General features: G+C 72.7%; 9 protein-coding genes and 2 pseudogenes. 6 read left to right on the forward strand and 5 right to left on the reverse strand.

Annotated features, from left to right (window positions below):
* Positions 1-136 precede the first annotated feature (136 nt).
* Positions 137-1,882: a malto-oligosyltrehalose trehalohydrolase gene (treZ, locus tag KPL57_RS26505; RefSeq protein ID WP_226353586.1), complete on the reverse strand. Its 1,746-nt coding sequence runs from the start codon at positions 1,880-1,882 to the stop codon at positions 137-139.
* Positions 1,883-1,965: 83 nt separating this feature from the next.
* On the opposite strand from treZ, the gene KPL57_RS26510 reads away from it, so the two are divergent.
* Entirely contained in the window at positions 1,966-2,478 is a 513-nt protein-coding gene (locus tag KPL57_RS26510) for a DUF5709 domain-containing protein (protein ID WP_226353587.1), read from the forward strand.
* Positions 2,479-2,536: 58 nt separating this feature from the next.
* Here the strand turns inward: KPL57_RS26510 and treY are convergent, their stop codons facing one another.
* The 3 genes from treY to KPL57_RS26525 all read right to left on the reverse strand — a co-directional run bounded on the left by treY (position 2,537) and on the right by KPL57_RS26525 (position 7,713).
* Entirely contained in the window at positions 2,537-4,903 is a 2,367-nt protein-coding gene (treY, locus tag KPL57_RS26515; RefSeq protein WP_226353588.1) for a malto-oligosyltrehalose synthase, read from the reverse strand.
* 3 nt (positions 4,904-4,906) lie between these two features.
* Complete coding sequence (gene glgX, locus KPL57_RS26520; RefSeq protein WP_226353589.1) at positions 4,907-7,075, reverse strand: glycogen debranching protein GlgX; 2,169 nt, start codon at positions 7,073-7,075, stop codon at positions 4,907-4,909.
* Positions 7,076-7,245: 170 nt separating this feature from the next.
* Positions 7,246-7,713: a PPOX class F420-dependent oxidoreductase gene (locus KPL57_RS26525; RefSeq protein WP_020624022.1), complete on the reverse strand. Its 468-nt coding sequence runs from the start codon at positions 7,711-7,713 to the stop codon at positions 7,246-7,248.
* Between the two features lie 79 nt (positions 7,714-7,792).
* Here KPL57_RS26525 and KPL57_RS26530 point away from each other — a divergent pair, with 79 nt between their 5' ends.
* The 3 genes from KPL57_RS26530 to KPL57_RS70315 all read left to right on the forward strand — a co-directional run bounded on the left by KPL57_RS26530 (position 7,793) and on the right by KPL57_RS70315 (position 10,719).
* Positions 7,793-8,218: an HIT family protein gene (locus KPL57_RS26530; protein WP_075305677.1), complete on the forward strand. Its 426-nt coding sequence runs from the start codon at positions 7,793-7,795 to the stop codon at positions 8,216-8,218.
* Positions 8,219-8,222: 4 nt separating this feature from the next.
* Positions 8,223-8,819: a histidine phosphatase family protein gene (locus tag KPL57_RS26535; RefSeq protein WP_226353590.1), complete on the forward strand. Its 597-nt coding sequence runs from the start codon at positions 8,223-8,225 to the stop codon at positions 8,817-8,819.
* A gap of 580 nt (positions 8,820-9,399) precedes the next feature.
* Complete coding sequence (locus tag KPL57_RS70315; RefSeq protein ID WP_226353591.1) at positions 9,400-10,719, forward strand: GGDEF domain-containing protein; 1,320 nt, start codon at positions 9,400-9,402, stop codon at positions 10,717-10,719.
* 62 nt (positions 10,720-10,781) lie between these two features.
* On the opposite strand, the pseudogene KPL57_RS26545 reads toward KPL57_RS70315, so the two are convergent.
* Positions 10,782-12,178: pseudogene (locus KPL57_RS26545) on the reverse strand (GGDEF domain-containing protein).
* Between the two features lie 560 nt (positions 12,179-12,738).
* Here KPL57_RS26545 and KPL57_RS72765 point away from each other — a divergent pair.
* Positions 12,739-13,476, forward strand: a pseudogene (locus KPL57_RS72765) (transposase family protein); the annotation flags it as partial.
* Positions 13,477-13,788: 312 nt separating this feature from the next.
* Positions 13,789-14,002: hypothetical protein (locus tag KPL57_RS26565; protein WP_226353594.1), on the forward strand; the 214-nt coding region annotated here is incomplete at its 3' end.

Here is a 14,002-nt window from a genome sequence, read left to right on the forward strand (position 1 = left end):
CTGTCGCAGGGGCGAACGCGGGGCCGCACCGTCGGCGGCCTCGCAGACCCTCGCAGTCTCGTGTGGCCCGGCCGTGTCACGTGTCCGGCGAACAGGTGAACGGCAGTACTCGTACGGGTGACGCGACAGGGGCTCGCTACTCCGCCACGCGGCAGATGGCGAAGGCCTGCGCCGGAACGGTGAACGAGGAGCCGTCACTGGTCGTCGGCTCGGAGGCCAGCAGGATGCGGGTGATCTCCGACCCGAGCGACAGCGTCACCGGCTCCGGCCCGAGGTTGACCACCACCCGCATCCGCCCGCGGACCACGACGAGGGTCCGCGCCTGCTCGTGGACGTCGACGCCGACCCGGTCCAGCCACGGGTCGGACAGCTCCGGCCAGGCCCGGCGCAGCGCGATGAGCTCGCGGTGCATCCGCAGCAGGGTCGCGTGCGGCTCCTGCTCGGGCTCGGACCAGTCCAGCCGGGAGTCGACGAAGGTCGACTCGGCGTTCGGGTCGGGCACCTCGGCGGCGTCGTCCCAGCCGTGGTCGGCGAACTCGGCGCGCCGGCCGTCGCGGACCGCCTTCTGCAGAGCCGGGTCGCCGAAGCGGGAGAAGAACTGCCACGGCGTCCGCGCGCCCCACTCCTCGCCCATGAACAGCATCGGGGTGAACCCGGAGGTGAACAGCAGCGCCGCCCCGCAGGCCAGCAGGCCGGGGGACAGCGTGTGGGTGAGCCGGTCGCCGGTGGCGCGGTTGCCGATCTGGTCGTGGTTCTGCAGGTAGGTGACCAGCCGCGAGCCGGGGATCCGGGCGGTGTCGATCGGGGCGCCGTGGCTGCGCCTGCGGAACGACGACCAGGTGCCCTCGTGCAGGAACCCGCGGGTGAGCACGTGTGCGAGCCCGTCGAGGCCCGCCTCGGCGAAGTCGCCGTAGTAGCCCTGGCTCTCGCCGGTGAGCACCGTGTGCAGGCAGTGGTGGACGTCGTCGGCCCACTGGGCGTCGAGGCCGTACCCGCCGCCCTCCCGAGCGGTGATCATCCGGGGGTCGTTGAGGTCGGACTCGGCGATCAGCGACAGCGGGCGGCCGACGTGCGCCTCCAGCGCGGTCACCTCGACGGCGAGCTGCTCCAGCACGTGCTGGGCCCGGGTGTCGCGCAGCGCGTGCACGGCGTCGATCCGCAGCCCGTCGACGTGGAAGTCGCGCAGCCACATCAGCGCGTTCTCGATCATGTAGCGGCGGACCTCGTCGGAGCCCGCCCCGTCGAGGTTCAGCGAGGGGCCCCAGATGTTGGAGCCGGCGAAGTACGGGCCGAACCGGTCCAGGTAGGCCCCGGACGGGCCGAGGTGGTTGTAGACGACGTCGAGGACCACACCCAGGCCGCGGGCGTGGCAGGCGTCGACGAAGCGCTTGAACGCGTCCGGCCCGCCGTAGTTCTCGGTGACGGCGTACCAGCCGACGCCGTCGTAGCCCCAGTTCACCGGCCCGTCGACGGCGTTGACCGGCAGCACCTCGACCAGGTCGATCCCGAGGGAGACCAGGTGGTCGAGCCGGTCGATCGCGGAGTCGAACGTCCCGCCGTCGGTGAAGGTGCCGATGTGGCACTCGTAGAGCACCGACCCGGCCAGCGCGCGGCCCGTCCAGTTGTCGTCGGTCCACCAGAACGCGTCGTGCTCGTAGACGCGGGAGCGCTCGTGCACTCCCTTCGGCTGCCAGGCGGACCGGGGGTCGGGCAGCGGCGTGGCGTCGTCGTCGAGCAGGAACGCGTAGTCGGTCCCGTGCCCGTGGTCGGGCGCCTCGATGCGCCACCAGCCCCCCGGGGAGGGATCGAGCGCGATGCGCCGCTCACCCACCAGCACGCTGACGCGGTTCCTGTCGGGGGCCCATACGGCGAACTCCGTCACGGGGGCCGATCCTTCCGCACCCGGTGGGGTCGGCGCGCGCCCGGCGGGGGGTGGGCCGGGTCACGCGCCGCTAGGCTGCCCTGATGAGCGACCCCGACGGAGGCGACGACCTCGACCAGGACGCGCAGCTCCAGCCCGAGGACACCCTGGAGTACGGCGGCGTGACCGACGTGCTCGACGAGGGGTACTCGCCGCCCGAGCGGCCCTGGAACGACCGTGACGACGAGACCCTCGACGAGCGCCTCGCCGACGAGGAGCCCGACACCTGGGCCGCCGAGCTCGACGCGACCGCCGACGCGGAGGACCGCGACGACGCCCGCGCCGCCGGTGTGGTCGGTGACCCGGACTCCCGCGAGGACTTCTCCGACGTCGACGACGCCACCGGTGGGCTGCTCGGCGACGCCCCGGGCACCGACGGCGAGCTGCTCGCCGACGACGAGGTCGGCGACCGCCGCGCCGGGCGCCTCACCATCGACGACGCGAGCTTCGACGGCAGCGACGGTGGGGAGAAGGACCTGGTGGCGGGCGACGCCGGCATCGACGGTGCGGGCGCCTCTGCCGAGGAGGCCGCGGTGCACCTCGTCGACGAGCCCTGAGTCCCGGACGCACGCGTGCCCCGGTCGCCGACGGCGGCCGGGGCACGGTGGCCGTGGCTCAGGCCGGGCGGACCAGCAGCGCGACCGGGTAGCGCGAGAGCAGGTCGGCCAGCGCGGGCGCCGGCCCGTCCACCGGCCGGTTCGCGATCATGTCGTGCCAGTCGTCGAACCCGCCGGGCAGCGGCAGCCGGGTGTCGTCCCAGCCGCCGCGGCCGGCCAGGCCCTCGGGCAGCCGGGTCGCGACGGCGACGAGCGCGCCCCCGCCACGGGAGAAGGCGACGGCGTGCTCTGCCGCCGTGCCCTGTGCGTCGACCCGGCCGTACCCGCTGAACAGTTCGGGGCGGAACCGCCGCAGCCGCGCCGTCGCCGAGGTGACCAGCAGCTTCGCGGCGCCGGTCGCGTCGACCGGTGGCTGCTCGCCGGCGTCGAGACGCTCCAGGAGCGCCCGGCGGGCGTCCCAGTCGACCGGGCGCCGGTTGTCCGGGTCGACCAGCGAGTACTCGAACAGCTCGGTGCCCTGGTAGACGTCGGGCACACCCGGGCCGGCCATCTGCAGCAGCTTCTGGGCCAGCGAGTTCGACCAGCCGGGCTCGGCGATCTCCGCGACGAACGCCTCGATCTCGGCGACGAGCTCGGCGTCGGCCAGGACCTGCTCCGGCCAGGCCGCGATCGCCTCGTCGACCTCGGCGACGGCGTCGATGTGCGAGGTCACCAGCTTGGCCTCCTTGGAGGCCTTGCCGAGGTAGCCGGCGAGCCGCTCGGCCGGGATCGGCCACGCCCCGACCAGTGACTGCCAGGCCAGCAGCTCCAGCGACCGGTCGGGCAGCGGGTGGCGCACCGACCACTCGCGGACCCGCGCCGCCCAGTCCGCCGGTCGCTCGGACAGCACGGCCAGCCGGGCCCGCACGTCCTCCGACCGCTTGGTGTCGTGCGTGGACAGCGAGGTCATGGTGCGCGAGCGTCCCGCCTCGCGGCGGGCGAGCCCGGCGTGGAACTCCTCGGGCGTCACCCCGAACCGCGCCGGGTCGCCGCCGACCTCGTTCAGCGCGACGAACCGGTTGTACCGGTAGAAGGCGGTGTCCTCGACACCCTTGGCGGTGACCATCCCCGAGGTCTGCTGCAGCCGGGTCGCGTACTCCGACCCGGGCTCGCGGACCAGCCCGGAGTGCAGCGCACCCAGCACCGCGGCCAGGTCGGGGCGACGGGTGCGGGCCACCGCGACCGCGGTGTCGGCGGCCGCCCGGCCCTCGGCGATCTCGGGGGTGAGGTAGGAGCGGTAGACCGGGAACCCGCACAGCAGCTCGGCGACCGCGTCGTGCAGGTCCTCGGCGGCGACGTCGGCGAGGTCGAGCCCGGTGGTGCCGGAGTCGGCGCCGGGGCCCGCGCGGAAGGCGTCGGCGATCCGGCGCACCTCCGCGACCAGGATCTCCCGGACGACGAGGTGGCGGCCGTCGTCCTCGACGGCGTGCGCGGAGCGCTTCTCCCCGGTGTGCTCGGCGGCGAACTGGGTGAGCAGCCCGGCGCCGTCGGGGTCGACGAGCACCCCACAGACCTCGCGCAGCGCCTCGTAGCCGGTGGTGCCGTCGACCGGCCAGGAGATCGGCAGCTCCTCGCCGACGCCCAGGATCTTCTCCACCAGCAGCCACTTGCCCGGGCCGAGCTCGGCGCGCAGCCGGCGGGCGTAGCCGCCCGGGTCGGACAGGCCGTCGGGGTGGTCCACCCGCAGCCCGACGACGGTGTCGTCGGAGCGCACGATGTCGAGGACGGTGCGGTGGGTGTCGGCGAAGACCTCCGGGTCCTCGACCCGGACCGCGGCGAGGTCGCTGACGTCGAAGAACCGCCGGTAGGTCAGCTCCGCGGCGCCGCGCCGCCAGGACACGAGCCGGTAGTGCTGGCGGTCGTGTACCTCCTGCGGGGTGCCCTCGCCGGTGCCGGGTGCGAGCGGGAAGCGGTGCTCGTAGTAGCGCAGCTCCCCGTCGACCACCGACAGCTCCGCCAGGGCCTTCTCCTCGTCGGCGTCCAGCACCGGGAGCAGGATCGGCCCGGCGCCCCAGTCGACGTCGAAGTGCCGGGCCCGGCGCGAGGACGGTCCGTGCGTGAGCACGTCCCACCACCACGGGTTCTCCGCGGGCTTCGCGACGCCGACGTGGTTGGGCACGATGTCGATCAGCATCGTCAGGCCGTGCTCGCGCAGCGTCGCGAGCAGCGACCGCAGCCCCTGCTCGCCGCCGCGCTCACCCGACACCCGGGTCGGGTCGGTCACGTCGTAGCCGTGGGTGGACCCGGCCGTGGACTCCAGCAGGGGTGAGGCGTAGAGCGCCCCGACCCCCAGCCGGTCCAGGTAGCCGGTCAGCGCGGCGGCGTCGGCGAAGGTCTGCTCCGCCGAGAGCTGCAGCCGGTAGGTCGATCCCGGAAGGCGGGTCACGCCTCAGCCCTTCGATCGCAGGACGAGCAGGGAACGGGCGGGCAGGGTCAGCACCGAGCCCGCGGACACCGGGTCGAGGTCGGTCCCCGTGACGCCGGCGGCGTTCGGCGGGTGCACCTCGCCCGAGTGGGTGTCGACGACGATCTCCCACGCCTGCCCGAACTCGGTGGGCGGGAGCGTGGTGTCGATGTCCTCCCAGAAGGAGTTGAAGCACAGCAGGAACGAGTCGTCGACGATCCGCTGGCCGCGCTGGTCGACGTCGGCGATCTGGCTGCCGTTGAGGAACACGACCACCGAGCGGCCCAGGTCGTTGTCCCAGTCCTCCTCGGTCATCTCCCGCCCGGCGGGGGTGAACCAGCCGATGTCGGCGACGTCCTCGCTGGTGGAGGACCGGCCGATCGGGCGGCCGGCGAAGAACCGGCGCCGGCGGAACACCGGGTGGGCGTGCCGCAGCGCGGCGACACCCGCGGTGAACGTGGTCAGGTCGTCGTGCTTGCCCGCGAGCTCCCAGTCCTGCCAGGCGATCTCGTTGTCCTGGCAGTAGACGTTGTTGTTGCCGCCCTGGGTGCGTCCGGCCTCGTCGCCGTGCAGCAGCATCGGGGTGCCCTGGGACAGCAGCAGCGTCGCCAGGAAGTTGCGCTGCTGGCGGGCCCGCAGCTCGACGATGGTCTCGTCGTCGGTGGGACCCTCGACGCCGCAGTTCCAGGACCGGTTGTGGCTCTCGCCGTCGTTGCCGCCCTCGCCGTTGGCCTCGTTGTGCTTCTCGTTGTACGAGACGAGGTCGGCCAGGGTGAACCCGTCGTGCGCGGTCACGAAGTTGATCGAGGCGAACGGGCGGCGGCCGTCGGCCTGGTAGAGGTCCGAGCTGCCGGTGATCCGCGACGCGAACTCGCCCAGGGTGCCCGCCTCACCGCGCCAGAAGTCGCGCACGGTGTCGCGGTACTTGCCGTTCCACTCGGTCCACAGCGGCGGGAAGTTGCCGACCTGGTAGCCGCCGGGGCCGACGTCCCACGGCTCGGCGATCAGCTTGACCTGCGAGATCACCGGGTCCTGCTGGACGAGGTCGAAGAAGGTCGACAGCCGGTCGACGTCGTAGAACTCGCGGGCCAGGGTGGAGGCCAGGTCGAAGCGGAAGCCGTCGACGTGCATCTCGGTCACCCAGTACCGCAGCGAGTCCATGATCAGCTGCAGGGTGTGCGGGTTGCGGACGTTGAGGGAGTTCCCGGTGCCCGTGTAGTCCATGTAGTAGCGGGGGTCGTCGTCGACCAGCCGGTAGTAGGCGTGGTTGTCGATGCCGCGCATGGACAGCGTCGGGCCCATGTCCGAGCCCTCGGCGGTGTGGTTGTAGACCACGTCGAGGATGACCTCGATGCCGGCGTCGTGCAGGTCGCGCACCATCGCCTTGAACTCCGCGACCTGGGTGCCGGACCGGATCGAGCCCGACGAGTACGCGTGGTGCGGGGCCAGGAAGCCGATGGTGTTGTAGCCCCAGTAGTTCGACAGGCCCTTCTCGGTGAGGTGGTGGTCCTGCACGAACTCGTGCACCGGCATGAGCTCGACGGCGGTGATCCCGAGCCGCTTGTAGTGCTCGATCATCGCCGGGTGCGCCACGCCGGAGTAGGTGCCGCGCAGCTCCTCCTCGACGTCCGGGTGCTGGATCGTCAGTCCCTTGACGTGCGCCTCGTAGACGACGGTCTCGTTGTAGGGGATCTTCGGCGGGCGGTCCGAGCCCCAGTCGAAGTACGGGTTGACGACGACCGACTTCGGCACGTGCGGCGCGGAGTCGGTGTCGTTGCGCGAGTCCGGGTCGCCGAAGTTGTAGCCGAACACGGCCTCGTCCCAGTCGACCGGGCCGTCGAGGGCCTTGGCGTAGGGGTCGATGACCAGCTTGTTCGGGTTGCACCGCAGACCCTGGGCCGGGTCGTAGGGTCCGTGCACGCGGTAGCCGTAGCGCTGGCCGGGCTCGATGCCGGGCAGGTAGCCGTGCCAGACGAAGCCGTCGACCTCGGTCAGCGGGACCCGGGTCTCGGCGAGTCCGCCGGGCGCGCCCGTGCCGGGGGAGAACAGGCACAGCTCCACGGCGTCGGCGACCTCGGAGAACAGTGCGAAGTTGGTGCCGGTGCCGTCGTAGCTGGCACCCAGCGGATAGGCGTGCCCGGGCCAGGCCTGCATGGTCTGTGTCCTCTCGTCGCGTACCCCCGGCCGCAGGCCGCTGGCACGCTCACACTGTGTAGGGCGGGCTCCGTTGCCGCATGGTGGACGGGGCCGCCGGCGGCCCACGCCACATCACCGTCACGTCCGCAGCTGCTGCGGACGGGGGCGGTCGATCGTCCCAGGGGCGGTCAGGAGTCGGCGAGCCGGGCGGGGAAGCCGCCGGTGGCGACAGGGCTCCACCGGGTCGGGGTGATGCGGATCAGGGCCTTCCCCTGGTCGGCCATGGCCCGGCGGTACTCGTCCCAGTCCGGGTGCTCCCCGGAGACGGCGCGGAAGTAGTCGACCAGCGGCTCGAGCGCGTCGGGCAGCGTGATGAGCTCGGCGTCGCCCTCGACCTGCACCCAGGCGCCGTCGAACTCCTCGCTCAGCACGACGACCGCGGCCCTGCCGGCCCTCGCGACGTTGGCCGACTTGGCGCGCTCGGGATAGGTGGAGATGACGATGCGCCCCTCGTCGTCGACGCCGCCGGTGACCGGGGAGGCCTGCACACCGCCGTCGGAACGGGTGGTCATCAGCACCATGTGGTGCCGGGGCCGGACGAACTCGAGCAGCTCGTCCCGGTCGACGCGGTCACTGCGGGCGATGGTGCGGGGCATGCCCGGAATCCTAGGGCGGCCGGGGGCCCCGCGCCCGCCGTTCCTCACCCCGCGCCGCGGGCCACTAGGGTCCGGATCCGTGGCCACCGTCTTCACGAAGATCATCAGCGGCGAGATCCCGGGCCGGTTCGTCTGGGCCGACGAGCAGTGCGTGGGGTTCCTGTCGATCAACCCGCTCGGCCCGGGGCACACCCTCGTCGTGCCGCGCGCCGAGATCGACCAGTGGGTCGACGCCGACGCCGGCCTCGTCGCCCACCTCACCGGGGTGGCACGGACCGTCGGGCTCGCGGTGCGGGAGATCTGGTCGCCGCCCCGGGTGGGTCTGCTGGTCGCCGGGTTCGAGGTGCCCCACCTGCACGTCCACGTGTTCCCGGCGTGGGACATGCGGGCCTTCGACTTCGCGAACGCGGCCGCCACCGTCGACGGCGCCGAGCAGGACGGGCACGCCGAGGCCCTGCGCGCGGCGCTGCGGGCCGCCGGACACGACGCGCACGTCCCGGGCTGAGCGGGTGCACCTGCTGCTCGTCCGGCACGCGCTGCCCGAGGCCGTCGAGCACGACGACGGCACGCACGCCGACCCGGGCCTCGCGCCGCAGGGCCTGGAGCAGGCCGCCCGGCTGGTCGACGCGCTGGCCGGCACCCCGGTCGACGCGCTGTACACCAGCACGATGCTCCGGGCGGTCCAGACCGCGGAGCCGCTCGCGCGCGAGCGCGGCCTCACCCCGCACACCCGGTCCGACCTGCGCGAGTACGACGCAGAACGCTCGCTCTACGTCCCGGTCGCCCGGATGGCGCAGGCCGACCCGGCGGCATGGGCGCGGATGCGAGCCGGGCACCTGCCCGACCACGTCGACGGCGCCGCGTTCCGGGCCCGGGTGCGTGCCGGGATCGAGGACGTCGTCGCGGCACACCCGGGCCGGGCGACGGTGGTCGTCGTCGCCCACGCGGGCGTGGTCAACACCTACCTCGCCGAGGTGCTGGGCATCGGACGGGACCTGCCGTTCCCCCTGGACTACGTCGGCGTCTCACGGGTGGTGTGCGCACGCGACGGGATGCGCAAGGTCGCGACGGTGAACGAGACCGCCCACGTCGCGGACCTGCTCTGACTCCCACCGCCGACCGTTGCGCAACGGTCGTCGACCGCTTGCCGTCGACCGTTTGCCGTGGACGGAGGCGCACGTGATGGACGTGTGCCCCCGCTCGTACGCCGTTCGCCGCCGTCGTTACGCCGCCCGGCTTCGGACGGGTGATCCAGGACGCCGAGCGGGCGGGCTGTACCTACGCTCGGCTGCGTCTCCGCCCGACGACGATGCCGAGGTCGTGGGGCCCCGTCCAGGGCGGGTGCCGGATCCCGGCACGGGCCACCTACGGACTCCGAAGGGCCCGCACGCCGATGGCCGAGCGCGGAGGCTCCGGGACGCGGGACGACAAACGTCGCGTCCCCGCTCCCGCCGGTCCTCCCACCGCGCGTGGCGCCTTCCCGGCCCGTGACGTCCGCGACGTCCGCGCGCTGCGCCCGCTCGCCCTCGGCGCCGTCCGGATGCGCCCGGCCGGCGGGTCCGGGGGCGGTCGCATGACCCCGGCAGGTGTGGTTCCCGGTGGTCACCGGCCTCGGTCGCGCACGACGTCACCGGCGCCGCACGGTCCCGACGGCACGATCGGCCCCGTTCGTTCGGGCAGGCACCGGTGACCGCGATCCGGGGTGAGGACGCCGAACGACCCCGCTGGCCCTCGCGCGGGCTGCCGGCCCGGGTACTCGCCGTGCTGGTGCTGGTGGAGCTCACCGCGGTGGTGCTCGTCGTGACCGACGTGGCGCGGCTGCCGTGGGACCGCGCCACCGGCATGCTGGCGCTGGGCGCCCTCGGTCTCGCCGCACTCGGCGCGCTGCACACCGAGATGGCGTCCGGCATCGACCGGGTGCGCCGGCGCGGAGCGCAGGTCACCTACTTCGACCTGTCGACGGTCTGGACCTTCGCGGCCGCGCTACTGCTGCCGCCGGGGGTGGCGGGCCTGGTGGTCGTCGCGGTCTACGGCCACCTGTGGTGGCGGGTCTGGCGCCCGGCCGGGGCGAAGCTGTACCGGCACGTCTACACCACCGCGACCGTCGTGCTCGCCGCGATGGCCGCCTCGGTCCTCGTCTCGTCCGACTCGCTCACCGCGGCGGCGGGGCTCGGCGGCGCGAGCCAGGTGGTCGGCTACCTGTCGCTGCTGCTGGCCATGGCGGTCTACGGGCTGGTCAACCAGGTCCTCGTCGCGACCGCGCTGGCCCTGACCTCGCCGGATCGTCCCGACTGGCGACGCCTGATGGGGGACTGGGACGACCACGTGCTCGAGGGCGCGACGCTCTGCCTGGCGGTGCTGGCCGCGCTCGCGGTGCAGCGCCATGTGCTCCTTGCGCTGCTGGTCCTCCCGCCGCTGCTGGTGCTGCACCGGGCGGTGCTGATCCGGCAGCTGGAGGAGCGGGCGAACACCGACGCCAAGACCAACCTGCTCACCGCGGTCGCGTGGCGGGGCCGGGCGCACCGGGCGCTCACCCGGGCCCGGCGCCAGCGCGGTGCCGTCGCGGTGCTGATCCTCGACCTGGACCACTTCAAGGCCGTCAACGACGGCTACGGCCACCTCGCCGGCGACGAGGTGCTCACCGCCGTCGCCGCGACGCTGAAGGCCCAGGTCCGCGAGGTCGACCCGGTCGGGCGCTTCGGTGAGGAGGAATTCGTCGTCCTCCTCGCCGGGCTGCCGGTGGGGCCGGAGGGGTGCGCGCTCGCCCACGGCGCGGCCGAGCGCATCCGGCGGACCATCCGGTCGCTGACGGTGCACGTCGACGGTCCGGGCGGCGGCATCACCATCCGCGACCTGTCGGTGTCGGTCGGGGTCGCGGTGACCGGCGGCGACGGCGAGTCCCTCGACGACCTGCTGCAGGTCGCCGACCACGCCCTCTACGCCGCCAAGCGTGCCGGACGCGACCAGGTCCGGATCGGGCGCGACGGGAGCGTCCCCGGCCACTGAGCCCCGGCTACTGAGCCCGGGCGGTGGGCCCCGGTGTCGCGGCGGCGGCAGGAGGGTGCGGGTCAGGCGTGCTCGGGCTCGGCCGGGAAGGTGTGCCGCCCGATCCGCACGACGTCGCGCCCGGCACGTTTGGCGGCGTAGAGGGCGGAGTCCGCGACCTCGAGCAGCCCGGTCAGGGCGTGGCCGTCGTCGGGGAACAGCGCCCCGCCGATCGAGACGGTGATCCCGGTCCGGGACGGAGGGCCGTCGGTCCCGGTGGCGTCCGGGGGTGGTGCGGGCAGCCGCTGTGCGGGGACCCCGTCCACCGTCGCCGCCGGGTCGGACTCACCCGCGATCCGCCTGCGCAGGCGCTCGGCGATCTGCCGGACCTCCTCGCGACCGTCGTGCCCGGACAGCCGGGGGAGCAGCACGACGAACTCCTCCCCGCCGAACCGGCCGACGAGGTCGTGGTCGCGCAGCTCCTCGCGCAGCACCCGGCGGTGGCGGCGAGGACCTGGTCGCCGTAGAGGTGGCCGTGGGTGTCGTTGATCTCCTTGAAGTGGTCCAGATCGAGGATCAGCAGCGCCGCCGGCCGCCGTTCGCGTTCGGCGATGGTCAGCTCGTGGGTGCCGCGCAGGTGCCAGGCCGCGTGGTTGAGCAGCCCGGTCTTGGAGTCGGTGTCGGCACGTTCGCGCAGCTTGCGGACCAGGATCGTGCGGTGCAGCGCGAGGATCGGCGGCACCGCGAGCAGCGCGACGAACGGGCCGCTCGCGGCCAGCGCGCCCGCCGTCAGCGCCCCCAGGCAGAGGGTCGCCAGCTCCAGGGTGAGCTCGTCGCCGCCGAACAGGATCCGCACCACCCGGGTGTCCGGGCTGGCCACCGCGACCACACCGAGCACCAGGCAGGTGTTGACGACGGTGTACGTGAGCAGGGCCAGCGGCAGTTCGAGGGCGTCGGGCAGACCGGAGTACACCTCGCCCTGACGGGTTGCGGCCAGCACCCCCGCCGTCGCGTACACGGCGAGTAGCACCGTCGCTCCGCTGTAGACCAGGCGATAGGCGGGATGCCGGTCGGGAGGCGGGACCGGCCGCTGCACCCGGAGGTAGAGGTGCGCGTAGACCACCATCACCATCAGGCCGCCGAGCGCCGCAGGCAGCAGCAGTGCCGAGGCGAACGTCCACACCGAGGTGAGGTTCACGTGGTGGGTGTCCGCGCTGTACCGCCGGAGCCGCTCCACGCCAGCCACCAACTCGGTGTGTAGCACTCCGGCGACGGTCAGCGTGGCGAACAGCCCCCATGTGGAGTGGTCGAGTCGGGGTGGGACGAGAAGCGCGGCGAGAGTCAGGAGGAGCGCCAGCAGCTCCACGACCAGCACCGGTCCCAGCAGACGGGTGGGGATCGACCAGAGGGGCCAGCGCGTGACCTGATGCCACCGAGGTGGCGCAGGAGCCACGTCGTCCTCCCCTCCACCGGTGTGCATCGCACCCGATCTTGCCTCGACAGCGGGCGTGATGGGCGTTTCCCCCTCCGTGATCCTAGCCGCAGATGATTGCAGGGAGTGATCGATACGTCTCCGAGACCGTGTCGTTGCTGCCCGATCATGCAAGGCGATCACTGTGTGTAGGCAGCGGTGCTGAGGATGACCATTGTCGTGATCGCAATGGGGTCCGCTGGATTGTTTCGCGCAGGGCGCTTCGTCAATCCTTTCTGCGGCGGGCGGAAATCGGCGGAAGAGCGCTCGACGGTGAGTGGGTTGTTGCGTGCCGGTCAAGTGCCGTCACGTGCCCCCACGTGCAGAGCAGTGATGTGAAGGGGGTGCTCACGTGCGTAACTGGGAGTGGTGATCAGTGGTGCGGGCGATACCGGTGTGTGCGCCCCGATCAATATCGGCTCATGTCGGAAAGGGGGCTGGAATCATGCGCAACTGGGAGTGAGCCTTTTTCAACCTGACGTTTGTGCTGGTCAGGGGCGTGAAGGCCGGCCGGGGTGGGGCTCCTGGTAGACGGATGGTGTCGAACCGTCGTCTGCCAGGAGCCCCGTGTGCTGTCCTACCCATCCGGGATGAACGTGTCCAGCCGTAGCGTCCGTGATCTTGCTGATCTTCTCCGGGGGCATCGGCGTCAGCGTGGAACACGCTGGCGCCGGCTCTCAGCCGGTCGGCAGGCCTTGCTGGTGCTCGCCTACCTGCGTAAGGGCGAGACCTACGCTGCCCTGGCCTGCGGGTTCGCGGTGAGCACCGCGACGGTGTACCGGTGTACCTGACCGAGGCGATCGGTCTGCTCGCCGCGCCTCGCCCCGACCCTGGAACAGGCCATCACCGTCGCCGCTGGGAAGGCGTTCGTGATCCTGGACGGCACGCTGCTGCGTATCGACCGGGTCGGCATGAAATCCGCTACGACCGGGCGTTCTACTCCGGCAAACACAGTGCCACGGCCTGAACGTGCAGGTCATCGCCGACCCCGTCGGCAGGCTGGTGTGGATCTCCCCACCGCTACCCGGAGCCCGGCACGACATGGGTGCCGCCCGCGCCCACGGGATCATCGACGCGGTCAACACCGCCGGGTGCGGGGCGATCGCTGACACCGCCTCCAAGGCGGCGGGCCCGCGATCACCGTCCCCCACCGACGCCGCCGCCCGCGACCTCGACACCGGCCGTACCGGCCCCTGTCAGCGAATCAGAAAGCGGTCAACGCCGCCCACGCCCGACGACGGGCACCCGGTGAACGGGTCAACGCCGAGCTGAAGAACTGGAAGATCCTCCGCAAGATCCGCTCCAGCCCCAACCCAGGGCCCCGCAAAGTCGTGATGGGTTGGGTCCTGAGCTGCGGTGATGTGGGGGGTGGGGGTGGGGTCGGACACAGGCTTGGCGTGATCATGAGGGTGTCGAATCCTTGCTCACGTCAGGAAGCCTGTGTCGCAGTGTCAGTGTCTCCGATCGTTGCTGCTCTGAAGGCCTGGAGGTCGGTCCTGACGCGGGGAGAGCCGCGCCGGTCGGTGAGGCGGCGGGGTTTGTCGCTGGTGGAGGCCCCTGTCGCGAGTGCCGGACCCCGTGTCCCGCCACGGTGTCCTCGCGGTGTTGCTACTGGGGGCGTGCGCGGTGTTGGCGGGGCCCGGTCGTTCACCGCGATCGCCGAGTACGCCCATGACGTCGTGGCCGCGCCGTGCTGGACGTGCTCGGGGTGGGCGCGGTCGCTCCGCACGAGTCGACCATCCGCCGGGTCCTGCAACGGGTCGACGCCTCGGCGCTGGGAGGCGGCGTTGCAGTCCTGGGTGTTGCCCCAGCTCAGCGCCCAGCCGGCGGCGG

The sequence above is a fragment of the Pseudonocardia sp. ICBG601 genome (assembly GCF_020496245.1).